At 72.3% G+C, this 22,899-nt stretch carries 14 protein-coding genes; 10 read left to right on the forward strand and 4 right to left on the reverse strand.

Features of this window, described 5'->3' with window-relative positions; all coding sequences use genetic code 11:
• Positions 1–55: 55 nt before the first annotated feature.
• Positions 56–2,011 (reverse strand): glycoside hydrolase family 127 protein, encoded by a 1,956-nt coding sequence (locus tag FXF51_RS51585; protein ID WP_148442191.1) that lies wholly within the window; start codon positions 2,009–2,011, stop codon positions 56–58.
• 129 nt (positions 2,012–2,140) lie between these two features.
• Between FXF51_RS51585 and FXF51_RS51590 the strand changes: the two genes are divergently transcribed.
• Genes FXF51_RS51590 through FXF51_RS51600 form a run of 3 tightly spaced genes read left to right on the forward strand, consistent with a single transcriptional unit; the run spans position 2,141 to position 7,637 of the window.
• The gene (locus tag FXF51_RS51590; RefSeq protein ID WP_222871852.1) at positions 2,141–3,835 is read left to right on the forward strand and encodes a glycoside hydrolase family 127 protein; all 1,695 of its coding nucleotides are present in this window, start codon (positions 2,141–2,143) and stop codon (positions 3,833–3,835) included.
• Positions 3,836–3,837: 2 nt separating this feature from the next.
• On the forward strand, positions 3,838–6,483 hold the full coding sequence (locus FXF51_RS51595; RefSeq protein ID WP_222871853.1) for a glycoside hydrolase family 78 protein: 2,646 nt from the start codon (positions 3,838–3,840) through the stop codon (positions 6,481–6,483).
• The gene (locus FXF51_RS51600; RefSeq protein ID WP_148442193.1) at positions 6,471–7,637 is read left to right on the forward strand and encodes a GDSL-type esterase/lipase family protein; all 1,167 of its coding nucleotides are present in this window, start codon (positions 6,471–6,473) and stop codon (positions 7,635–7,637) included. Before FXF51_RS51595 ends, FXF51_RS51600 begins: the two co-directional genes overlap by 13 nt.
• 7 nt (positions 7,638–7,644) lie before the next feature.
• Here the strand turns inward: FXF51_RS51600 and FXF51_RS51605 are convergent, their stop codons facing one another.
• Complete coding sequence (locus FXF51_RS51605) at positions 7,645–8,169, reverse strand: ATP-binding protein (RefSeq protein WP_148442194.1); 525 nt, start codon at positions 8,167–8,169, stop codon at positions 7,645–7,647.
• 48 nt (positions 8,170–8,217) lie between these two features.
• On the opposite strand from FXF51_RS51605, the gene FXF51_RS51610 reads away from it, so the two are divergent.
• Positions 8,218–8,562 carry a hypothetical protein gene (locus tag FXF51_RS51610; protein ID WP_148442195.1) on the forward strand — a complete coding sequence of 115 codons (345 nt, stop codon included), beginning with the start codon at positions 8,218–8,220 and terminating at the stop codon, positions 8,560–8,562.
• Between the two features lie 2 nt (positions 8,563–8,564).
• Entirely contained in the window at positions 8,565–9,329 is a 765-nt protein-coding gene (locus tag FXF51_RS51615; protein ID WP_148442196.1) for a GntR family transcriptional regulator, read from the forward strand.
• A gap of 105 nt (positions 9,330–9,434) precedes the next feature.
• Here the strand turns inward: FXF51_RS51615 and FXF51_RS51620 are convergent, their stop codons facing one another.
• Together FXF51_RS51620 and FXF51_RS51625 are read right to left on the reverse strand one after the other, a co-directional pair.
• Entirely contained in the window at positions 9,435–11,135 is a 1,701-nt protein-coding gene (locus FXF51_RS51620; protein ID WP_148442197.1) for an acyltransferase, read from the reverse strand.
• Complete coding sequence (locus tag FXF51_RS51625) at positions 11,132–14,179, reverse strand: glycoside hydrolase family 2 TIM barrel-domain containing protein (protein ID WP_148442198.1); 3,048 nt, start codon at positions 14,177–14,179, stop codon at positions 11,132–11,134. Before FXF51_RS51625 ends, FXF51_RS51620 begins: the two co-directional genes overlap by 4 nt.
• A 140-nt stretch (positions 14,180–14,319) precedes the next feature.
• Here FXF51_RS51625 and FXF51_RS51630 point away from each other — a divergent pair, with 140 nt between their 5' ends.
• The 5 genes from FXF51_RS51630 to FXF51_RS51650 are packed head-to-tail and all read left to right on the forward strand — an operon-like array spanning position 14,320 to position 22,876.
• Entirely contained in the window at positions 14,320–16,350 is a 2,031-nt protein-coding gene (locus tag FXF51_RS51630; RefSeq protein ID WP_222871854.1) for a beta-galactosidase, read from the forward strand.
• The gene (locus tag FXF51_RS51635; protein WP_148442199.1) at positions 16,347–17,855 is read left to right on the forward strand and encodes an alpha-L-fucosidase; all 1,509 of its coding nucleotides are present in this window, start codon (positions 16,347–16,349) and stop codon (positions 17,853–17,855) included. The genes FXF51_RS51630 and FXF51_RS51635 overlap by 4 nt, the downstream gene beginning before the upstream one ends.
• Positions 17,852–20,392: a family 78 glycoside hydrolase catalytic domain gene (locus tag FXF51_RS51640; RefSeq protein WP_187415031.1), complete on the forward strand. Its 2,541-nt coding sequence runs from the start codon at positions 17,852–17,854 to the stop codon at positions 20,390–20,392. The genes FXF51_RS51635 and FXF51_RS51640 overlap by 4 nt, the downstream gene beginning before the upstream one ends.
• Entirely contained in the window at positions 20,389–21,381 is a 993-nt protein-coding gene (locus FXF51_RS51645; protein WP_148442201.1) for a hypothetical protein, read from the forward strand. Before FXF51_RS51640 ends, FXF51_RS51645 begins: the two co-directional genes overlap by 4 nt.
• A 28-nt stretch (positions 21,382–21,409) precedes the next feature.
• Positions 21,410–22,876 carry a glycoside hydrolase family 28 protein gene (locus tag FXF51_RS51650; RefSeq protein ID WP_148442202.1) on the forward strand — a complete coding sequence of 489 codons (1,467 nt, stop codon included), beginning with the start codon at positions 21,410–21,412 and terminating at the stop codon, positions 22,874–22,876.
• Positions 22,877–22,899: the final 23 nt, after the last annotated feature.

A 22,899-nucleotide genomic window follows, 5' to 3' on the forward strand; every position in this document is an offset into this window, starting at 1 on the left:
CGAGGGCGGTGGCCGCACGCGCTCATGCGGCCACCGCCCTCGCCCTGGTCCTCGCTCAGTGCAGAGGTGTCCAGATCGTCATCGGCCCCGCCCCGCGGTTGGCCCAGGCGTAGTACGGCACGAACGTGAGGTCCACCGGCCCCGTGTGCTCGGGCTCGCGGGGTGCGGCGGCGGTGCGGTAGGGGAAGCCCGCGTCCTCGTCGCGATGCGCGTGGATCCGCCCGCGCGCGATCACCGGCACCACCTCGGCGGGCAGGCCCGCGATCGGGGCGCCGTCGCGCAGGCCGGGAGTCGCGGCCACGCACAGGTCGTCCACGATGACGCCCGGGTGGTCGGGCTGCTCCAGGCAGTAGACGAGCGGGCCGCGCTCGACCGCGACCTGGCCGCGGGCCACGTCGAGGCGGGGCACGGCGGCGGTGAGGCGGGGCCGGACGGCGAGGTCGAGCGTGAGGCGGTCACCGGGCCGCCAGGCGCGCCGGATCCGCTGGTACGAGCCCGGCCGCGGCTCCGCCTCGCCTCCTGCGCCGGCACCCGGGCCGGAGGCGTCCGCCCCGCCGCCCGCGAGGCCGCCTCCGGACGCGCCCGGCTCGACGGACGCCGTGGCGCCCTCGGCCCACGCCGGGATGCGCGCCGCGAGCGTCCAGGGCCGGTCGGGGGTTTCCCGCACCACGACCTCGACGCGCCCGTCCCACGGGTAGCCGGTCTCCACCTCCAGCAGCACGTCTCCCGCCCGCACGGTGCCGGACGCGTACAGGTGGAGCTGGACGCCGTCCTCGGATTGGGTGGCGAGGTAGTGGCCGAGGGAGGAGAGCAGGCGCATGACGTTCGGCGGGCAGCAGGCGGTGCCGTACCAGTCCTGGCGGCCCCGGGCGGCGGCGCGCCGGTCGTCCGGGTTGGCGCCCGCGCGCACGCGCAGCGCGTTGACGTAGAAGAAGCGGTCGCCGCCGAGGGAGAGGCCCGGCAGGACGGCGTTGTACAGGGTGCGCTCCATGAGGTCCGCGTAGCCGGGCTCCCCGGTGGCCAGGAGCATGCGCCACGACCACTGCACACTGGCGACGGCGGCGCAGGTCTCGCAGTAGGCGGTCTCGGGGGTCAGCTCGTGCGGCCCGCCGAACTGCTCGCCGTACCAGACGGAGCCCAGCCCGCCGGTGAGGTACGTCTTGGTCGCCACCATGTCGTGCCACTGGCGGGTGAGCGCGGCGAGCAGGCCGTCGTCGCCGGTCTCGGCGGCGACGTCCGTGGCGCCGGCGGCCAGGTACAGGGCACGGACGGCGTGCCCCTCGACGGTGGTGGCGTCGCGCAGCGGCACCCGGTCCTGGCGGATGCCGGGCCCGTGGTGGCCCTTGAGCGGGAGCCGCTCGTGCCCGCGATCGGTGACCATGCGGGCGGCCAGGTCGAGGTACGGGCGGACGCCGGTCTCCCGGTAGAGCTCGGCCAGGGCGGTCTCGATCTCCGGGTGCCCGTCGAGCGCGTCGGCCGGCAGGTCCTTGACGAGGTGGTCGGCGAACTTCGCGGCCACCCGCAGCAGCGTGTCGTCGCCGATGGCGCGGCTGCCGGCGACGGCGGCCTGCATGAGGTGCCCGGCGCAGTAGAGCTCGTGGCTGGAGGCCATGTCGCAGTAGCGTTCGCGGCCGGTGAGCTGGGTGTGGGTGTGCAGGTAGCCGTCCGGGGCCTGGGCGGCGGCGACCAGCCCGGCCGCCTCCTCGTACGCCCGCGCCAGCTCGTCGCTGTCGGCTCTGCCGCGCTCCCAGGCCAGCGCCTCCAGCCACTTGTAGACGTCGGAGTCGGCGAAGACCTTGCCGCGGTGCTCTCCTCCGGCGCCGCGGGCGGCGGCCTCCAGGTTGGCGAAGGCGCCGGACTCGCGGATGCGCCGGGCGCCCAGCGGGATCGTCACGTCGCGGTTGACCCGTTGCCGGGTGCCCCAGAAACCGCCCTCGATCCGCGCGCCGGAGGCGGGTCGCAGGGTCACTGCCGCTTCGGGGCGCGGACGCACCACCGCATCATCGCTCATGCGGCCATCGTGCCTCAGGTTTACATATCCAACAAGACATGAATATATATACACATCTTGACGGCGGTGTCAGATGCGAAGGAGGCTGACTGAGAGGTTTATGCGCCCTTGAATATTTATGAGGTGAACATGCCGGAGATTCCCGACACGGTGTTGCTGGAGGAACGGGCCGAGCTGGCGATGAACGCGGTGGCCGGGCTCCCCGACCCGGACCTCGGCGGCATCCCGTACTTCAGCGCCGACCTGCTGGCCCGCCCTGCGACGCTCCAGCACGGCGACTGGGACTGGGGCTCCAGCCACGGCCGGCTGCTCGACGCCTGCCTGCTGGCCAGGCAGATGACCGGCAAGGACACCTGGCGGGAGGTCGAGGAGGGCTTCAGGACCAGACTCACCGGCTTCTTCGGCCCCGACGGGCTGAGCTACCGGCAGGCCAGGCCGGAACGCGGCTGGCCCGCCAACGCCAACCTCATCGACCAGCGGGCCGTGCTGCTGTCGCTGACCACGTGGTTCGTCTCCGACGGCGCCCCCGAGGCGAAGCGGCTGGTGGACCGGCACGTGGCCGCGCTCAAGCGGATCGCGATCAAGGAGCGGGACGTCTGGTTCTACCCCGCCTCCGAGTACACCCCTGACGGCTGGCCCTCCCCCAACGCGATCGCGCTGCACCTGGCCCCCGACCCGGCCTCGTTCAGCGGCCGGCTGATCATGCCGCTGCTCCGCTACCACCAGGCCACCGGCAACGAGGACGCGCTGGAGCTGTGCGGCTGGTTCGCCCGGCTGATCGTCGAGAAGAGCGGCGTCTACAACGAGGACGGCAGTTTCAACGCCGCCCGCGCCTACCGCAGCGGCCACTTCCACACCCGGCTCGGCACCCTCGAAGGACTCGCCCGCTACGCCGCGCACACCGGCGACCACGAGCTGACCGCGTTCGTGCGCAGGAGCTACGACTGGGCGCTCGGCCAGGCCACCGCGTTCGGCTGGACCCCAGGCGACCTGGCCGACCAGCGCTACGAGCACGAGAGCTGCTCCCTGGTGGACCTCATCGGCACCGGCACCACGCTGGCCCGCTCCGGGCACACCGCGTACTGGGGGGTGGTCGAGCGGTTCCTGCGCAACCACCTCGTGGAGTCGCAGCTCCTCGACCTGAGCTGGGTCGAGTCCGCGCCCGACGCGTCGGGCGACGAGCCCGGCTGGACGACGCGCGTCCGGGTGGGCGAGCGGGTGCTCGGCGCCTTCGCCGGGTACGGCGCCCCCAACGACTACGTGTGCGACGTCGAGCTGGGCCGGGGCCACACCGCCGACGTGCAGGCGTGCTGCGTCGGCTCCGGCGTGCGCGGCCTGTTCTGGGGCTGGAACTCCATCGTCACCGGCAACCGGATCAACCTGCTCCTCACCCGCGCCACCAAGCAGGTCACCGTGCTCAGCCACCTCCCCCACGAGGGCCGGGTGGACCTCGACGTGCACGAGGACCTGCCCGAGCTGCGCCTGCGGATCCCCGACTGGGCCGGGTACGCCAAGGTCCGCGTGTCACGCGAGTCGGGAGGCTACGACGGCGGCCAGGCCGGGGCGTGGGCCCCCGACGGCTACCTGTCGATCCCCGCCCCGCGCGCCGGCGAGCGCGTCACCGTCACCTTCCCCGTCCCCGAGACGACCAGCACCGAGGTCGCCGCCGGCCGCGAGTACCAGGTGCGCTGGCGCGGCGACGACGTGATCGGCATCAGCCCCGAGGGGACGGCCAGGCCCATGTACAGCGGGCGCAAGGTCCACCCGACGGCCCCCAGGCGCGACTACACGCTGGCCCGCCCGGCGCAGGAATGGACGTGGTGACGATGAGCTGGTCTCTGCCCGAAGCGGTCTCCGCCGAGCGGCTGCGGCCGTACGACCTGCGGTGCGAGCACCTCGCCACCCCCCTCGGCATCGGCACGCCCGCGCCCCGGCTGGCCTGGCGGCTGGCCTCCGACCGGCGCGGCGACGCCCCGTCGGGTCACCGGATCACGGTACGCGGCCCCGGCGACGCCCTGGCCTGGGACAGCGGCTGGATCGACGGCCAGGCCCCGCACGCGGACTACGGCGGCGCGCCGCTGGCCTCGCTCACCCGCTACACCTGGCAGGTCGAGCTGCGCGACGGCGAGTCCGCGCGGTCCTGGTTCGACACCGGGATCCTGCACCCCGGCGAGTGGCGGGCGGCCTGGATCACCCACGACCCGGAGACCGAGCCCCCGTTCGAGCCGCCCAAGGACGACCGCGAGCCCCGCTCCGTCCGCACGGCGTCCCTGCCGGCGCCGCGCTACTTCCGCCGGGTCGTCGAGCTGCGCCCGGCGACCGCCGTCCGGATCGTGTGCACCGCGCGCGGCCTGTACGAGCTGCGGGTCAACGGCCACCGCGTCGGCGACGGCGAGCTGACGCCCGGCTGGACCGACTACCGCAAGCGCGTCCCGTACCAGGTCTATGACGTCACGGATCTGGCCGGGGACGGGCCGCTGTGCGTGGGAGCGGTGCTGGCGGACGGCTGGTGGTCCGGCAGCCTCGGCTGGGACGGCAGGCAGCAGGCCCAGCGGTACGGGCGGCGGCCGGAGCTCCTCCTGCAGCTCGTGGCCGAGCACGCGGACGGCTCCCGCACGGTGGTCGGCACCGACGGGACCTGGCGGGAGACGACCGGCCCGCTGCGCTACGCCGACCTGCTGATGGGCGAGTGGTACGACGCCAGGCTCGAACTCGACGGCTGGGACCTGCCCGCCTTCGACGACTCCTCGTGGGCGCCCGCCGGGATCGCGGACACCGCCACGGACGTGCTCGTGCCCTCCGCCGGCGAGCCCGTGCGGGTGACGCAAGAGCTGGCGCCCGTCGAGATGCGCGTCCGCGACGGCCACAGCATCGCGGACCTCGGTCAGAACATCGCCGGACGCGTCCGCCTGACCGTGCGCGGCGCGAAGGCCGGTACCAGGATCACGCTCAGGCACGGTGAGGCGCTCACCGACGACGGCGACCTCTACACCGCCAACCTCCGCTCCGCCGAGGCCACCGACCATTATGTGGCGGCGGGGCGGCCGGAGGAGACGTTCGAGCCGCGCTTCACCGTGCACGGCTTCCGCTACGTCGAGGTGAGCGGGCACGGCGACTTCGACGTCGTCGGGCGGGTGATGCACTCGGACACGCCGGTGGCGGGCGACTTCTCCAGCTCCGACGCCATGGTGAACCAGCTGATGAGCAATCTGCGGTGGAGTCAGCGCGACAACTTCGTCTCCGTGCCGACCGACTGCCCGCAGCGTGACGAGCGGCTCGGCTGGACGGCCGACGCGCAGGTGTTCCTGCCCACGGCCTGCTACAACGCGGACGTGGCGGCGTTCTTCACCGGCTGGCTGGCCGACCTGCGCTGCGGCCAGGACGCGGTGGGCGGCGCGGTGCCGGACGTGGTGCCGCATGTCATGACCGAGCGGCACGGCGCGCCCGCCTGGGGCGACGCGGCCACGATCGTGCCGTGGCACCTGTACCGGGTGTACGGGGACGAGCGGATCCTGCGCGACAGCCTGCCCAGCATGAGGCGGTGGGTCGATCACATCGAACGCCACAACCCGGGACTCGTCTGGCGCGACCGCGTCGGCAGCCACTACGGCGACTGGCTGCAGGCCGGGGTCACGACCTCCCGCGACGTGATGGCCACCGCCTACTTCGCGCTCAGCGCCGACCTCACCGCGCGGGCCGCGCGGGTGCTGGGCGACCCGTCGGCCGGCCGCTACGCGGCGCTCAGGGAACGCATCGGGGAGGTGTTCGCGCGCGAGTTCATCGCGGCCGACGGAAAGATCACCGGCGACACGCAGACCGCCTACCTGCTGGCGCTCGCCCACGGCCTCGTGCCCGGCGACCTCGTGCCGGCCGCCGTCTCGCACCTGGTGGCCGACCTGGAGCGGCGCGGGCGGCGGCTGACCACCGGATTCGCCGGGGTCGCGCTGCTCGGCCCCGTCCTGTCGGAGCACGGGCACGCCGACCTGGCGTACGCGCTGCTGCACGACGACCGCTACCCCTCCTGGGGCTACTCGATCAAGCGCGGCGCCACCACCATCTGGGAGCGCTGGGACGGCTGGACCGAGGAGGCCGGCTTCGGCCCCGTCGCCATGAACTCCTTCAACCACTACACCCTCGGCTCGGTCGGCGCCTGGCTGTACGGCGGGGTCGCCGGGCTCGGCCAGGCGGAGGGCTCGGCCGGCTTCCGCCACCCGGTGATCCGGCCGCTGCCCGGGGGAATGCTGAGGTGGGCCTCCGCCGCGTACGAGACGCCGCTGGGGCGGCTGGCCTCGCGGTGGGAGGTGGACGGGGGGACGCTGCGTCTGGACGTACGCGTGCCGCCAGGGGCCGTGGCCACCGTCCACGTGCCCACCACGGATCCGTCGTCGGTGCGCGAGTCGGGCAACCCTGTCCCCGTGGTGTCGCAGGTCGGGTCGGGGCGGTACGCGTTCACGGCGGCATGGGACCGGTGACCGGCGGCCGCCCGGTGACCACCTGGGCGGCCGCTTCCGAGCGGCTCGGAGGCCCGCTGCGTGATCTGACCGTGCGGAACGTGGTGCGGGCCGGCGTGGGCGGGATCGGGCTGCGGGTGCGGCTCACCAACGCCTTCGGGGACCGGGAGGTCACGTTCGGGCGCGTGTACGTGGGAGTGTCACGGGCCGGGGCCGTCCTGGAGCCGGGGTCGAACCGGCTGGTGACGTTCGGCGGCTCCCCCCAGGTGACGGTGGCACCGGGGGCCACGGCCCTCAGCGATCCGCTGTCGCCTGAGGTGGCAAGCCCAAGCGATCCGGTAGCGGTGCGGGCCGGGCAGCGGCTCGCGGTCAGCGTGTACGTGCGCGGCGAGGCCGACACGCTGACCGGCCGCAACCGCGCCACCGTCCCGTCCCCCGCCGGAGGGGAGCCCGCCGTCTCGCCCGCCTACCGGTCGATCGCCGGCGATCACGCCGCGGACGAGGGCGGCGCGGCGTACACCGGCGAAAGGGCGGTCTGGCACTGGCTGGACGCGCTCACCGTCGTCACGGCCGAACCGGTGCCGGTCGTGGCGGCGCTCGGGGACTCCCTCACCACCGGCGTCGGCTCGGAGACCGGGAACGGCTGGGCCGACCTGCTCGCCCACCGCCTGGACCTCGCCGTGCTCAACGAGGGCGTGTCCGGTGGAAAGGTGCTGGCCGCGGGGACCGGGCGTCCTGCCGAGGAGCGGCTGAGCGCCGAGGTCCTGACCAAGCCGGGCATCGGGACCGTGATCCTTCAGGCGGGGCTCAACGACCTCGGGGCGGGCGCGCGGGCCGGCGACCTCGTGGCCGCGTACCGGCGGATGGCCGCCACGGCGCACGCCGCCGGGGTCCGGATGATCGGCGGGACGATCACCCCGTACGCGGGGGCCGAGTACCACACGGCGGAGGGCGAGCGTGCCCGGCTGGCGGTGAACGCGTTCATCCGTGAGAAGGGCGTGTTCGACGGGGTGGCCGACTTCGACGCGGCGCTCCGCGATCCTGCCGAGCCGTGCCGGCTGCTGCCCGCGTACGACTGCGGCGACCACCTGCACCCGAGCGCGGCGGGCCACCTCGCGATGGCCGCCGCCCTCGACCCGCGGTCAATGTGGCGAGACCAGCCGGCCTCGCTGTAGTGACGGCTCAGTCCCACACCACATCGGCGGGCACAATCGCCGCCTGCTCGGGCGGGGAGGCATCCACCGTGAGAACTTCGGCCCAAACCGAAGTGCCCAGGGAACCCGGCTGTGTCCCCCATCGAGTGGCCTGTGCCTCTACAAGGACCAGGCCACGTCCGTGATCTTCGTGATCTTCCGACAGCCGGGGCTGCGGAATGGTGAGGGCCCCCGCGTCAGCGACCACGATGCGCACCAGCCCGTCGCCGACCTCGGACACTTGCACAGCAACCAGGCCGCCCGGCAGCCCGGAGCGCGTGTGCACCACGGCGTTGCTCAGCAGTTCGGTGAGGACGAGGCGCACACGTTCCAAGTCTCGGTGCCCAGCCGCCGTCAGCACAAGCGTGACGCATCGCCGGAGAAGTGGCACCGAGGATGTGTCTCCCGGCACCACTACCTCCGTGAGAAGCCGCTCGCTCCTGGCTGCTGCCCAGATCCGCCGCATGGTGGCACCCGCCTTGCCCGCTCGGCAGCTCCGGTGGCGCATCGTCATGGTTCACGTTGCGTCCTCACCGGTCGGAATCAGACAGCGGAGGCGCTGATGAAAGAGCACGAGAGCGGCGGCCTTGTCATCGACGACGAACACCTGCTGCCCTTGCCTCCGCGTCCGTTCTGCGACGACAGCCTGCCGGTTGACCGCATCGCACACAGCGGCGACCTCGACGCCGGGCACCCTCTCAGAGAGGAGGATCACAGCGGGACGCCGTTGGTCGAGGAGGTGCCAACATTCGTCCCGCCATCGAATGGTGAGCCGAGCGTTGGGCGTCGGGTCGTGCGGCACAGGCATCGGCTCTCCGTTTTCGTATACCAGTCTAGTGATTTCGTATACGAACTTGCAGGTACGTGTACGCTCTTGTCAAGCGTTATGCGAGAACTGGGAAGGTAGCTGTGGCGGAACGGGAACCTGCCTACGAGCGGATCGCCGATGAGCTCCGCCAGAAGATTCGCTCAGGCGATCTGGCTCCAGGTGCCCGCCTTCCTTCCCACCGCCTCATCGCCGAGGAATACGGCGTCTCGGACATCACCATTCGCCAGGCCATTGATCTCCTGCGGACGGAGGGGCTGGTCGAGACCAAGCGCGGGTCGGGCACCTCAGTGCGGTCGCGCCCTCCGATCCGCCGTCTTTCGATGGATCGTTACCTGGCCGACAAGGGATCTCAGGCGGTTCCTCAAACGTCGTTCACCAGAGACCAGGGCATCGCCTGGTCGCAGTACCGGCTGGACAAACGGTTCGAGTGGATTCAGGCCGACGAACGGCTGGCGGGGCTGTTCGACGTGCCGGTCGGGACGCGGGTACTGGAGCGGCGATTCGTGTTCTACGCCTCCGGGGTACCGAGCCAACTGAGCCGTTCGTGTCTGCTCGCCCGCGATGTCGAGGGCACCCCCGTCGCTGACCCTCACAACGAGCCGTGGCCGGGCGGCAATATCGGCCAGCTTCGCTCACTGGGTATCGAGGTCGACGGTGACATCGTCGAAGAAACCTCCGTTCGCATGCCGACTCGGGAGGAGATGGACCTGCTCGATATCGGCAGCGGAACGCCCGTGTTTTCGATCACCCGATTGATGTCCTCCCACGGACGCGTGGTGGAGGTCGCCGACCCGATCGTGATCCCGGGCGATCGCGCGGTCCGAGTCGATCGGATCTCCATCTGAGTGGATCTCCCTTGCGGTCATGGTCCATGTGGATTGAGCCGCCGCGCCACCTCGACCGTGGACCCGAGCCGGCGCTGACGCGGCCTCTCACCCGAAGATCATCTGTCAGCTCTGAAGATGGATCGCCGGCTCCGGGCGGTGGATCCCCCGGGGCCGGTAGCCGAGGGTGTCGGAGAGTCCGAGATAGTCGGCGAGCAGCCAGATGATGGCCAGCCACATCTCCGTCCCCTGCAGCCCAGGCGTGCGCGCCGCGCCGCTGCCTCCGCTCAGCGCGAAGCTGAACCCGGCGCCGTCCTGCCACCCGGCCAGCGCGCGGGCGAGGTGCTGCCTAGCCCACGCCTCGCCCTCCGCGCGACGATGCCGGGTCTGCTTGCCCAGCAGCCACAGCGGATGGATGACGTCGAGGACGTTGCAGGCGTTCCCGGTGTCCGGGCCGAAGTAGCGGGGGTCGCGGGCGTGGGTGAGGACGGTGTCCACGGCTCGTTCCGGATCCGGCAACGGCATCCCGAACTGGGCGAACGTGCCGCGTGTGAGCCGGTAGAAGCCGTTGACCACCATGAGCCAGCCGGAGTCGTTGTCCGGCTCGCCCCACATGCCGTGGGTCTGGCGGACGCGGGTGAGGAGCCAGCCGTACAGGGTCTCGACGTCGCCGCGCAGGCCGAAGTCGGCGAGGTTGCGGTAGAGGCCGGTGCCGATCGCGTCCACGACCGAGCCGGACGGCCACGCCTCGCGCGTCCAGTCGAGGTTGTCGAGGAGGGCGGTCAGATCCTGGGAGCGGAGGTCGTGGACGGCGTGGACCGGGTGGTGGAAGGCGGTGCCGAGGAGGTTGAGCGCGTAGCCGACGCAGAGTACGTGGTAGGCGGTCACGCCCTCCAGCTCCGGTCGTCCTCCGTCGGCCGTCTCGGGTGAGCCTGGGGCGCCGAGTTCGGGGATCAGGCCGGTTACCGCGTCCTGGCGGTCGCGGAGGAAGGCGATGATCTCGTCGCGGGCCGGGGTCGGCGGGGGGCCGGAGAGCAGGAGGTCAGCGATCTCCACGGCGTCGCACCAGGCGCGTACGGTGGGCGGGGCGCCGGGGCGGTCCACGTAGCGGTCGCCGGTCCAGCAGCGGAACAGCACCGCTTCCGCCTGTGCCCGCGCTCCTGCGGCGAACCGGGACAGCCGCGCCTCCAGGTCCTCACCTGGTACGGCGGCGCGGCCGGCGCCCGTCCCGTCCACCACGGCGGCGCGGCCGGCGCTCGCGGGGCGGGGGGTGCGGCGGTCGCGGATCGGCCGGGCCGGGTTGCCCGCCACCATGGCCCAGGCGGGCACGTCCTTGGTGACGACCGAGCCCGCCCCGATGACCGCGTGGTCGCCGATCGCCACACCGTCGAGGATGACGACGTTCGAGCCGATCCACACGTCGTTCCCGATGCGGATGCCCTGGCTCGTGATGGGCTGGCGGAAGACCTGCCGGTCGGGCGCGGTTCCGTGGTTGAAGCCCAGCAGGGACGTGTGCGCCCCGATCCGTACGGCCTCGCCCAGCTCCACCTTGCCCCGCACCACCGCGTACGGGTTGACGGTGCAGTCCCGGCCCATGGACACGTCGTCGGTGAGGTAGGCGTGCGCGGCGACGTAGGAGAAGTCGCCCATCCGCAGCCTGTCGGTGTAGACGGCGGCCAGCGGCGAGATGAACACCTTCCCGGCGGCGTCGAGGCCGATCCTGTCCCGCACCTCGTCCAGGTGGGCCTCCTGGGCGCCGCGGTCCTCGTCGGTGGCCTCGCCCCAGTACTTCCAGGGGCAGAAGTCGAACTTGTGCTGCTCGGTCATGGGGCAATGTCCTCTCGGTGCACGGCGAGCATCATGGACCAGGAGTAACGGCGGACCGCCAACCGGTAGCGCTCGGGCAGCGCCGGGCCGCAGGAGGCGCTGCCGACGCCCTGCTGGCCGTGGTCCAGGTTCAGCCACACCCGCCCGGAGTCGGCCAGGTCGTGCGGGCGGCGGGCGGTCTGCAGCGCCTCGCTCGTCCAGCGGCGGGCGGTGAAGTCCAGGTGCGGCGCGCCGTCCACGCGCAGGGTGGGCAGCCCCGGTCCCGACAGCTCCAGCCAGCGGGTCTCGACGTGGTTGCCGTTCTCCTGCGGGACGAGGTACGGGGTCTGCAGCCCGTCGATGGACCCGGCGAACCTGCCGACGCGGGCGGCGGCGCGGCTGTCGGCGTAGGACTCGCCGGGGCCCCGGCCGAACCATACGACGTCGGTGTAGCCGCCGGGCAGGGACCAGCGGGTGCCCATGCGGGGCGGGGTGATGGTGAGGTGGCCGTAGGCGGTGTCGTCCCAGTCGCCCACGGGATCGGCCTCGACGAGGAGGTGGAGGGCGCCGTCCTGCCAGCGGTAGGTGCAGGTGGTGCGGAAGCCGAGGGTGCGGGTGGCGGGGCCGCTGCGGCCGTGGACGACGAGGGTGTGGGGGTCGGGGTGTTCGACGGGGCCGGTGCGGTGGAGGAAGCGGTCCAGTCCTGCCGCCTGCCAGTCGGCTGCCAGGGCGTTGCGGGGGCCCTGGCCGTGGTCGTTCTCCGTGGGGGCGCGCCAGACGTCGAACGTGGGGCCGTCGAGTTCGAGCCTGCCGAGATGGGTCAGGCGTCCGGTCCTGACGTCGAACGTCGCCTCTCCGAGCGACACCATCCCGCCTCGGTGCGACGCGGCGCCAAGCGGCCGGCCGACATGCGTCGGGCTGGCGTGGGGCTGGGTGGCGTGGGACTGGGTGGCGTGGGACTGGGGGGCGTGCGTCGGGTCGGCGTGCGACTGCTCGGCGTGGGGTTGGTGCTCCTGGGGACGGGCCGGGGTGCCGGAGCCGAGGCGGGTCTGGCCCCAGGCGACCACGTGACCGGCCGCCGCCCAGGGCGTGTCCTCAGCGAGCGCCGCCTCGACGGTCAGCCACGTCTCACCGCCGGAAGCCGTGTCAGGCACCAGGCCGGCGACCGCGTCCGGCAGCGGCACCCGCACCTCCGACCGCGCCGCGCACTCGGGCACGGACAGCACCCCCGACGCGACCCGCACCCCGTCCACCTCCACGAGCCACCGGAAACCCAGGTGCGCGAGCGTCGCGAAGTCGTGCTTGTTGACCACCACCACCGAGGAGCCCTCCACCGTGATGGCCACCGGTTCGATGGCCTTGCGCAGCTCGGCGAGCCCCGGCGACGGCGTCCGATCGGGGAACAGCAGCCCGTCCAGGCAGTACCGCTCCCCGTTGGGCTGGTAGTCGATGTCCCCGCCGTGCCGGTAGTACCGCCGCCCGCGCGCATCGACCGCCGCGAGCCCGTGATCGATCCACTCCCACACGAAGGCCCCGCAAAACCGCTCGTACGACTCCAAGATCACCTGGTAGTCCACGAGCGATCCGGGCCCGTTGCCCATGGCGTGCGCGTACTCGCACAGCAGGAACGGCAGCCCCCGCCGCCGCACGTCGTCGGGGGATCCCGCGACGACGTCCGAGGGGGTCTCCTCCTTGCGCTGCCCGATGCGTTCGAGGTCGTCCAGTGACGGATACATGAGGCTGTAGAAGTCGGAGTGCCGGTAGCTGGGGTCGCGTTCGTAGTGCAGTGGCCGGGTGGGGTCGCGTTCGCGGATCCACGTCTCGATGTCGGCGAAGGCGGAGCCGCTGTCGCTCTCGTTGCCGAGGGACCAGATGACGACGCTGGGGTGGTTCTTGTCCCGCTCGACCATGCGTTCGACGCGGTCGAGGAGGGCGTCGCGCCACATGGGCTCGGCGGGCGGGTTGCCCTCCCATCCGGAGTAGATGAAGCCGTGCGTCTCGATGTCGCACTCGTCCACGACCCACAGCCCGTACTCGTCGCACAGCCGCAGGAACTCGGGGTGCGGCGGGTAGTGGGCGGTGCGGACGGCGTTGACGTTGTGCCGCTTCATCAGCTCGATGTCACGGATCATGGTCTCGCGGTCGAGGGAGCGGCCGCGGTCGGGGTCGTGCTCGTGCCGGTTGACGCCGCGGAACAGCACGGGGGCGCCGTTGACGAGCAGCCGCCCGCCGGAGATCTCGACGGTTCTGAAGCCGATGGCCAGCGCGATCGTCTCGCCGGCGGCGCGCAGGGTGCCGCGGTAGAGGCGGGGGTGCTCGGCGCTCCACGGCTCCACCTCGCCGACGGTGACCTCCTGTCCCGTGGGGACGGCGATGCCCAGCTCCGGCACCTCCACCAGGCCTGGCATGTCGGAGGTGACGAGGAGGGTGCCCGATCCGGCGGAGTAGGAGGCGCGGACGGTGAAGTCGTCGATGCCGTCCTCGGGCCGCGACAGCAGCTCCACGTCGCGGAAGATACCGGGCAGCCACCACATGTCCTGGTCCTCCAGGTAGCTGCCGGACGACCAGCGCTGCACCCGTACGGCCAGGACGTTGCCGCGCGGCCGGACGACGTCGGTGACGTCGAACTCGAACGGCAGCCTGCTGCCCTTGGAGTGCCCGAGCAGCTCGCCGTTGAGCCAGACGGTGCCGCAGGAGTCGACGCCCTGGAAGCGCAGCACGCTGCGCCCCGGAGGCCAGGTGGCGGGCAGGTCGAAGTGGAGCCGGTAGTCGCCGGTGGGGTTCTGGTCCGGCAGGTGCGGCGGGTCGATGGGGAACGGGTAGGCGGTGTTGGTGTAGAGGGGCCTGTCGTGGCCTTCGAGGACCCAGTGCGACGGCACCCTGATCGTGTCCCAGCCGGTGTCGTCGAGGCCGGGGTCGGGGAACGACGGGCCGGTGCCGTCGGCGGTGCCGGAGAGCCGGAAGAGCCATCGGCCGTTGAGCGGGAGGCGGGGCGCGTCGGAGACGAAGTCCGCACGCGGCGCCCGCCGTCCGGTGCCCGGCCCTGGGTCCTCATGAAAGATCAACGCCGCCTCCGGGAGGTGAGACAAAACGTTTTAACCCTATAGAGCCGATGGTCCCCACACCAGATCTCACAGGCATTGACATCCGGGCGTGAATATATATATCATCCGGTAAATCGTTTTAAGATCGCCTGGGGACTCTCATGACGCCATCACCCCCGACGAGCAGCACCGGCATCCGCTTCGGCACCGCCTACTACTGGGAATACCAGCGGGCCCCCGACCTCAAGCGCGACCTCGACCTCATGGCCGAGGCCCGGATCGACACCCTTCGCGTGGGCGAGTCCGTCTGGTCCACCTGGGAGCCCCGCGACGGCGGGTTCGACCTCGGCTGGCTGACCCCCGTCCTCGACGGAGCCCACGAACGCGGCATGCGGGTCCTGCTCGGCACCCCCACCTACGCCGTTCCGCCGTGGTTGCAGCGCAAGCACCCCGAGCTGGCCGTCGTACGGGCGGACGGCCGGCGCGTCCCCTGGGGCGCGCGCCAGGAGGTCGACTTCACCTCCCCCACCTTCCTCCGGTACGCCGAACGCGTCATCCGCCAGGTCATCGGCGCCCACGGCGGCCACCCGGCCGTGCTCGGGATCCAGCTCGACAACGAGCCAGGGCTGCACCTCATCCACAACGAGCCGGTGTTCGAGCGGTTCAAGGCTTGGCTGGCAAGCCGGTACGGCGACGTCGGGCGGCTCAACGAGGAGTGGGGCCTGGCGTACTGGTCGCACCGCCTCACCTGCTGGGACGACCTGTGGCGGCCTGAAGGCAACACGACCCCCTCCTACGACCTGGCCTGGCGGCGGTTCCAGGCCGAGCTGACCACCGAGTTCATCGCCTGGCAGGCGGGCATCGTGCGCGAGCTGGTCCCCGGCGACCGCGAGCTGACCACCTGCCTGGCCTACCAGCGCCCGGCCTTGCACGACGTCGAGCTGTCGCGGCACCTGACGGTCACCAGCGGAAACGCCTACTACCTGCCCCAGGACGCGCTGGCCGGCGACTCGCCCGTGGAGATCACCTGGTTCGCCACAGGACCGGCCGCGCTGTTGCAGGCCGCCGACCGCATGTACGCCTCCAGGGAGCAGCGGTTCTGGGTGACGGAGACCAACGCGGGCTCCATCGCCGGGTCGCAGCTCAACCTGCCGCCCTACGACGGCCAGCTCCGCCAGGCGGCGTGGGCGCTGGTCGCGCGGGGCGCGGAGATGATCTCGTACTGGCACTGGAACACGCTGCCCTACGGCGCGGAGACGTACTGGGGCGGGATACTCGGGCACGCCATGGAGCCCGGCCGCGTTCACGACGAGATCGCGGCGCTCGGCGCGGAGCTGGAGCGGGCGGCCGACGACGTCACGGGGCTCACGCCGGACGCCGACGTCGGGTTCCTGTACTCGCACGACAGCAAGTGGGCGCTGAACTTCCAGCCGCCGCTCACCCCCGACGGGCGCAACCCCGACCCTGACTCCTACGAGCGGGTCCTGGCGACGTTCTACCAGGGGGCGGTGGACGCGGGGCTGCAGGTGGCGTTCGTGTCACAGGTCAAACGTTTGCCTGTGCTCGTGGCGCCCGCGCTGTACTGCCTGACGGACGAGACGGCGGCGGAGCTGGAGGCGTACGTGCGCGGCGGCGGGCACCTGATCATGACCTTCCGCACCGGGTACGCCGACGAGGAGGCCAGGGCGCGCACCGAGATCGCGCCCGGCCCGCTGCGCGCGCTGGCCGGGGTGCGGTATCTCGAATACTCGACGCTGCTGCGCCCCGTCCCCCTGCACGGGCTCGGTCTCGAGGACGTGGCACGGCACTGGGCGGACGGGCTGGAGCTGGAAGGCGCCGAGCCGCTGGCCCACTACGACCACCATCACTTCGGCCGCTGGCCCGCGATCACCCGCCATCGCGTGGGCGAAGGCACAGTCACCTACGTGGGCACGCTGCCGGGCAGGAAGCTGACGGCCGAGCTGTTCCGCCACGGAAAGCCCACGGCCCTGGTGGCCACGCGGTCCCAGCAGGTCACCGTGCACTCGGCGGTCAACGCGCGCGGCGAGCGCCTCTGGTTCGTCCACAACTGGTCCGACCGCGAGAGCACGGCGACCCTGACCGCCCAGGCGACCGAGGTCACCGGCCGCCGCGAACCCTTACCGCCGGGCCTGCTACGCCTGGCCCCCTTCGACATACGAGTGGTGAAATGACCCGGTTCCACCCCACCTGGGAGTCTCTGCGCGCCCACCGCATCCCCCAGTGGTTCGGCGAGGCGAAGTTCGGCATCTGGTCGCACTGGGGCCCGCAGTCCGTGGCCCGCTCAGGCGACTGGTACGCCCGCCACCTCTACGGCACGCAGCCCTGGTCCGAGCCCTGGGAACGCAAGCGGGCCGGCCGCCAGCACGCCCACCACCGCGCCCACTTCCCGGGCGGCGGCGCCAAGGACCTGTTCCACCAGTGGCGCGCCGAACGCTTCGACCCGGACGAGCTGATCGACCTCTACGTGTCCAGCGGCGCCCGCTACTTCGTCGCCCTGGCCACCCACTGCGACAACTTCGACCTGTGGGACTCCCGTCAGCACGGCTGGAACGCCGCCCGCGTCGGCCCGCGCCGCGACATCGTGGCCGCCTGGGAACGGGCGGCCAGGGCGGCGGGCCTGCCGTTCGGGCTGAGCTTCCACCAGAACTGGACGTGGCGCTGGCTCGACGTGGCCCACGGCAAGGACCCGGAGACCGGCGAGCCGTACGACGGCACGCTGACCAAGGCCGACGGCACCGGCACGTGGTGGGAGGGCCTCGACCCGGCCGAGCTCTACCCGGAGCGGCACGACCCGGGCGCGAAGCCGCCGGCCCGCGAGGCGCAGCGCTTCTACGCCCGCGTCCGCGAGGCGCTCGACCGCTACCGCCCCGACCTGGTCTACCTGGACGACGGCCGCCTGCCGTTCGACGCGGGCAGCGTGGTGGAGTCGCAGCCGGTCAGCACGGCGGGCCTGGACCTGCTGGCGCACTACTACAACACCTGCCCGACCGGCGGCGCCGTCACGATCAAGGACGTGCCGGACGCCGACCGCACGGCCGTCCTGCTCGACTGCGAGCGCCGCCAGCTCGACGAGGCCCAGCCGCACCCGTGGCAGTTCGACACGAGCGACGGCGAGTGGTTCGACTGCTCCGACGACGACCCGATGTTCCACCCGCGCAAGAGCGCGCAGCAGATCATCCACACGCTGATCGACGTGGTCAGCAAGAACGGCTGCCTGCTGCTGAACATCCCGCAGCACGCCGACGGCACGGTGGACGCCCACGCCCGCGAGCTGCTGGCCGGGGTGGGCGACTGGCTGCGGGTGTGCGGCGAGGGCGTGTACGGCACCACGCCCTGGCTGCGCGCGGCCGAGGGCACGACCGGCCTGGGCACGACCAAGGGGTACGAAGGGTACAACGAGGCCGACCGCGCCTACCGGCCGAGCGACATCCGCTTCACCCGGCGCGGCGACACCCTCTACGCCACCCTCCTGGCCTGGCCGAAGGACGGCACGGCCGCGATCACCAGCCTGGGCGCCGCCGCCGGGCTGGCGAAACGCCCGCCGGTCACCGTCGAGCTGCTCGGCCACGGCCCGGTCGGCTGGCGGCACTCGGAGAAGGCGCTCTACGCGGACCTGCCGCCCCGGCCGCCGACCAAGGCCGCCCACATGCTCAAGATCACGGGAGTGTCATCGTGAAGAACCTGCGTACCTGCGACCTGACCGACCCCCTCGGCCTTGAGGCCACCCGTCCCGCGCTGAGCTGGCAGCTCACGGACGCCACCGCGCAGACCGCCTACCACGTCCAGGTGGCGGGTCTGTGGGACAGCGGCGAGGTGGAGTCGGCCGACCAGCGGGTGCTCTACGGCGGCGAGCCGCTGACGAGCGGGACCGCCGCACGCTGGCGGGTCCGGGTGCGCGACGCGGACGGCGCCTGGTCGGGCTGGAGCCGGGAGGCGAGCTTCGAGCTGGGCCTGCTCTCCCCGGACGACTGGAGCGCCGCCTGGATCACCCACCCCGACTGGTACGACGAGAACGACGATCCGCGCGTCGGCGAGGGGCGCCCGCTGCCGCTGCTGGCAGGCGAGTTCACCCTGGCCGCTCCCCCGGTGAGCGCCCGGCTGCACGTCGCGGGCCTGGGCGTGTACGTGGCGTCGGTGAACGGCGCGCCGGTGACCGACGCGGTGCTGGAGCCGCCGTACTCGGACTTCACCCAGCGGGTCGTGTGCGCGACGCACGACGTGACGGCGCTGCTGCGCGAGGGCCGCAACGCGATCGGCGTCGCGCTGGGCCCGGGCATCGCGCACGTGTTCCCGCACCAGGACCGCTACATGAAGTTCTTCGGCTCCCAGGCCGCCCCCAGGGCGATCGCGCAGCTGGAGGTGAGCTACGCCGACGGCACGACCGGCCGGTTCGTCACGGGCGCCGACTGGCTGGCCACCGAGGGGCCGACCACCCGCTCGCACTGGTACGGCGGCGAGGACCACGACGCCCGCCTGGAGCTCCCCGGATGGGACGCCCCCGGCACGGACCGCTCCTCCTGGCGCCCGGTGACCGTCCGGCCCGAGGGCACCGATATGTTGCGGTCGCGGGCGTGCCCGCCGATCAGGATCACCGAGCGGCTGCCCGCGACGGGCAAGCTCGTCGCCACGGACGGCACGGCCGTCTTCGACGTCGGCGCGGTCACGGCCGGCTGGCCGGAGCTGCGGCTCGACCTCCCGGCGGGCCGCTACCTGCGGCTGCTGCCCGGCGACCAGCTCGACGCGTTCGGCCGCGTGGTGCAGTCGAAGCCGACGACCGGCGCGCCGATCTTCAGCACGTACGTCACCAAGGACGGCCCGCAGACCTGGCACCCGAGCTTCCGCTACGACGGCTTCCGCTACGTCGAGGTCCAGGGCCTGCCCGAGCACGTCGGCGCCGACGCAGTCACGGCGCTGGTGCTGCGCGCCGACAACGAGCACGTCGGCCGGTTCGAGACGTCCCGCCCGCTGATCGACGACATCCACCGGATCATCGACCGCGCGGTGCGCGGCAACATGTACAGCGTCCTGACCGACTGCCCGCACCGGGAGAAGCTGGGCTGGCTGGAGCAGGCCCACCTGCTGTTCGACGTCGTCGCCTACAACTACGACGTGGCCGCCTACTGCCGCGAGCTGCTGGCCGGCATCGCCGAGGCGCAGACCGGGGAAGGGCTCGTGCCGGACACCGCGCCCGAGTACGTGGTGTTCGAGGGCGCGTTCAGGGACGACCCGAACTGGGGCGGCGCCCTGATCCGCATGCCGTGGCAGATCTACCGCTGGTACGGCGACACCACGGCCATGGCGCGGCACTACGACGCGATGAACCGCTACCTGGACTACCTGACGGGCAAGGCCGAGAACGGCATACTCGGGCACGGGCTCGGCGACTGGTTCGGCCTGGACGACTCGACGCCCGTTCCGCTGGTGTCCACGTGGGGCTACTGGCGGGCGGCGGCCACGATGGCGAAGGTCGCCGGCGTGCTCGGCCGCGACGACGACGCCAAGCGGTTCCGCGCGCTGACGGACACGATCTCCGCCGCGTTCACCGGCGCGTTCCGTCAGGACGACGGCGGCTTCGGCGGGCAGGCGTCGCAGGTCTTCGCGCTGGACATGGGCGTCGTCCCCGACGAACTGGCGCCCGGCGCGCTCGACCGGCTCAGCCGGGACGTGCGCGACGGCGCCCTCACGGTCGGCGAGATCGCCCTGCCCGCCCTCTACCAGGTGCTGACCAGGGCCGGACGGCACGAGGAGCTGTGGGGGTTCGCCAACTCCACCAGCCATCCGAGCTACGGCTACCAGGTGCGGCACGGCGCCACCGCGCTCACCGAGGCGTGGGACGGGCCGACGCGCGGCCTCTCCCAGAACCACTACATGCTGGGCGCCATCGACGCCTGGTTCTACCGGGGGCTCGGCGGCATCGGCCAGGCGCCCGGCTCGAACGGCTTCCGCCGCCTGATCGTCGCGCCCGCCGCGCCCGGCGATCTGGAGTCGGTGCGGGCGGCGACGCGGACGCCGTACGGGCAGGTGGGGGTGTCGTGGCAGCGGTCGGACGGCGAGTTCGCGCTGGAGGTGGAGGTGCCGCCGGGCTCGTCGGCCGAGGTGCGGCTGCCCGACCTGGGGCTGACCCGGCACACCGCGCCCGAGGGAGCGGTCGCGGTGGGCGAGCGGGCCTGGCAGGTGCGCGCCGGGCAATGGACGTTCGGGGCGACCAAGTGAACGGTTACGACGCCTCCCGCGTCAGGACCCCGCACAAGGCGGACCGCCTCCTCGTCGGCCCGTCCGGCGAGCCGGGCCGCTTCGACTCCCTCTTCGTGGACTGCCCGTTCGTCTGCTCCGACGGCGGCGAGTACCTCATGACGTACGTCGGCTTCGACGGCACCGGCTACCAGACCGCGCTGAGCCGATCGCCCGACCTGGCGACCTGGTCCCCGGGCGAGGTGGTCCTCCCGCGCGACCCCGAGCATCCGTACCGGCGCTACAACGCCGCGCTCACCTCGATCGTGCGCGACAACCGGCTGCACTCCGACGGCCAGGTGACCTGGCTGGACGGCCGGGCGGTGGGCACGTACCACGCCTACCCGGAGCCCGGCATGGAGACGGGCGCGGCGATCATCGGGTTCTGCGTCAGCGACGACCTGCGGAGCTGGCAGGACACCGGCTCGGTACTGCGCCCGCAGGACGGCGGCGCCTGGGAGCGCGGCGGCCTCTACAAGTCGTGGCTGCTGCGCCACGACGGCCTCTACTACTGCTTCTACAACGCCAAGAACCGCACCTACGACGGCTGGCGCGAGCAGATCGGCTACGCCGTCTCCCCCGACCTCGAACGCTGGGAACGGCCGCGCTCCACCCCGATCGTGCCGAACGGCGGGCTCGGCTCGTTCGACGAGCGCTTCGCCTCCGACCCGTGCGTGCTGCGCGACGGCGACTGGTGGGTGATGTTCTACTTCGGGCTCTCCTTCGACGGGCACGCCCGCGAGGGGTACGCGGTCTCGCGCGACCTGCGTACCTGGGAGAAGAGCGACGAGATCCTCGTGGACGTGGGGCCGCCGGGGTCGGCCGACGACACGTACGCGCACAAGCCGGCCGTCGTCGCCCGGGACGGCCGCCTGCACCACTTCTACACGGCGGTGCGGCGGGTGGAGCCGTACCGGGTCGGTGAGCAACCGATGACCGAGCTGCGCGGGATCTCCGTGGCCCGGTCGTGACCCCCCAACCATGCGACGGAGGACATCCATGCAGCCATCACCCGCGCACTCACGCAGGCGTTTCCTGGCCCTGGCGGCGGGCGCCGGCGGCGCCCTTTTGACCGCCCCGGCGGCATATGCCCAGGCCACGGGCGTCGCAGGCGCGACTGGCTCGGCGAGTGCGGCAGGCCCGGCCGCCGAGGCCGCCGAGGCCGCTCAGGCCGCTGCGGCGTGGGCGCGCGTGCCTGCCATCCGCCGCCGCATCCGCCCGCCCCGCTTCCCTTCCCGCACCTTCCCCATCACCGGCCACGGGGCCGTCGGCGACGGGACGACGAAGTGCACGCAGGCGTTCCGTGAGGCCGTCGAGGCGTGCGCGGCGGCGGGCGGCGGCCGGGTGCTGGTGCCCGCCGGCATCTGGCTGACCGGCGCGATCCACCTGGCCGACAACGTCGAGCTGCACCTGGAGGCGGACGCGACGATCCGCTTCAGCCGCGACCCCGCCGACTACCTGCCGGTGGTGTTCACCCGGTACGAGGGCATCGAGCTGATGAACTACTCCCCGTTCATCTACGCCCACGGCCGCACCAACGTGGCGATCACCGGCTCGGGCGTGATCGACGGTCAGGCCGACGCCACCCACTGGTGGGACTGGTCGAGCGACCCCGCCCCGTCCGAGGGCCCGGACAAGAAGCTGCTGGCCCAGCAGGCCGAGAGCGGCGTCCCGGTGGCGGAGCGGGTCTTCGGCGAGGGCCACTACCTGCGGCCGAACCTCATCCAGCTCTACCGCTGCCGCAACGTGCTCATCGAGGGCGTGACGGTCAGGGACTCCCCGATGTGGAACATCCACCCGGTCCTGTGCGAGAACGTCACCATCCGCGGGATCACCGTGGACAGCCCGCGCGGCCCCAACAACGACGGCTGCGACCCGGAGTCGTGCGTGGACGTGCTGATCGAGCGGTGCGAGTTCAACACGGGCGACGACTGCGTGGCGATCAAGGCGGGCAAGAACGCCGACGGCCGCCGGGTGAACGAGCCGTCCATGAACGTGCTGGTCGACTCGTGCGTGATGCGCGACGGCAACGGCGGCGTGACGGTCGGCAGCGAGACGACCGGCGGGGTGCGCTGGGTGTTCGCGTGGAACTGCACGATGAGCAGCGCCCGGCTGGAGCGGGCGATCCGGATCAAGACGAACCCGGAGCGCGGCGGCTACGTGAAGGACCTGTACTTCAAGGACATCACGGTGGGGCAGGCGGCCGACTCCGTCGTCGAGGTGGCGCTCAACTACGAGAACAAGCACACCGGCCCCTATTTCCCGGACGTCGGCACGATCGACATCCGGGGCCTGCGGGCGGGCACGGCGCCCAGGGCGTTCTACCTGATCGGCAACCCGGGTAACCCGATCAAGGGCGTGCGGGTGAGCAACAGCGTGTTCGAGCAGATGGCGGAGGCCGACGTGGTGACCGACGTCAGCGGCTTCGAGCTGCGCAACGTGTGGGTGAACGGCCGCCGCGTGTAGAACTCAACCAGATGGCCGCCGCG

The organism is Nonomuraea sp. PA05 (genome assembly GCF_008086045.1).
Classification (GTDB): domain Bacteria; phylum Actinomycetota; class Actinomycetes; order Streptosporangiales; family Streptosporangiaceae; genus Nonomuraea; species Nonomuraea monospora.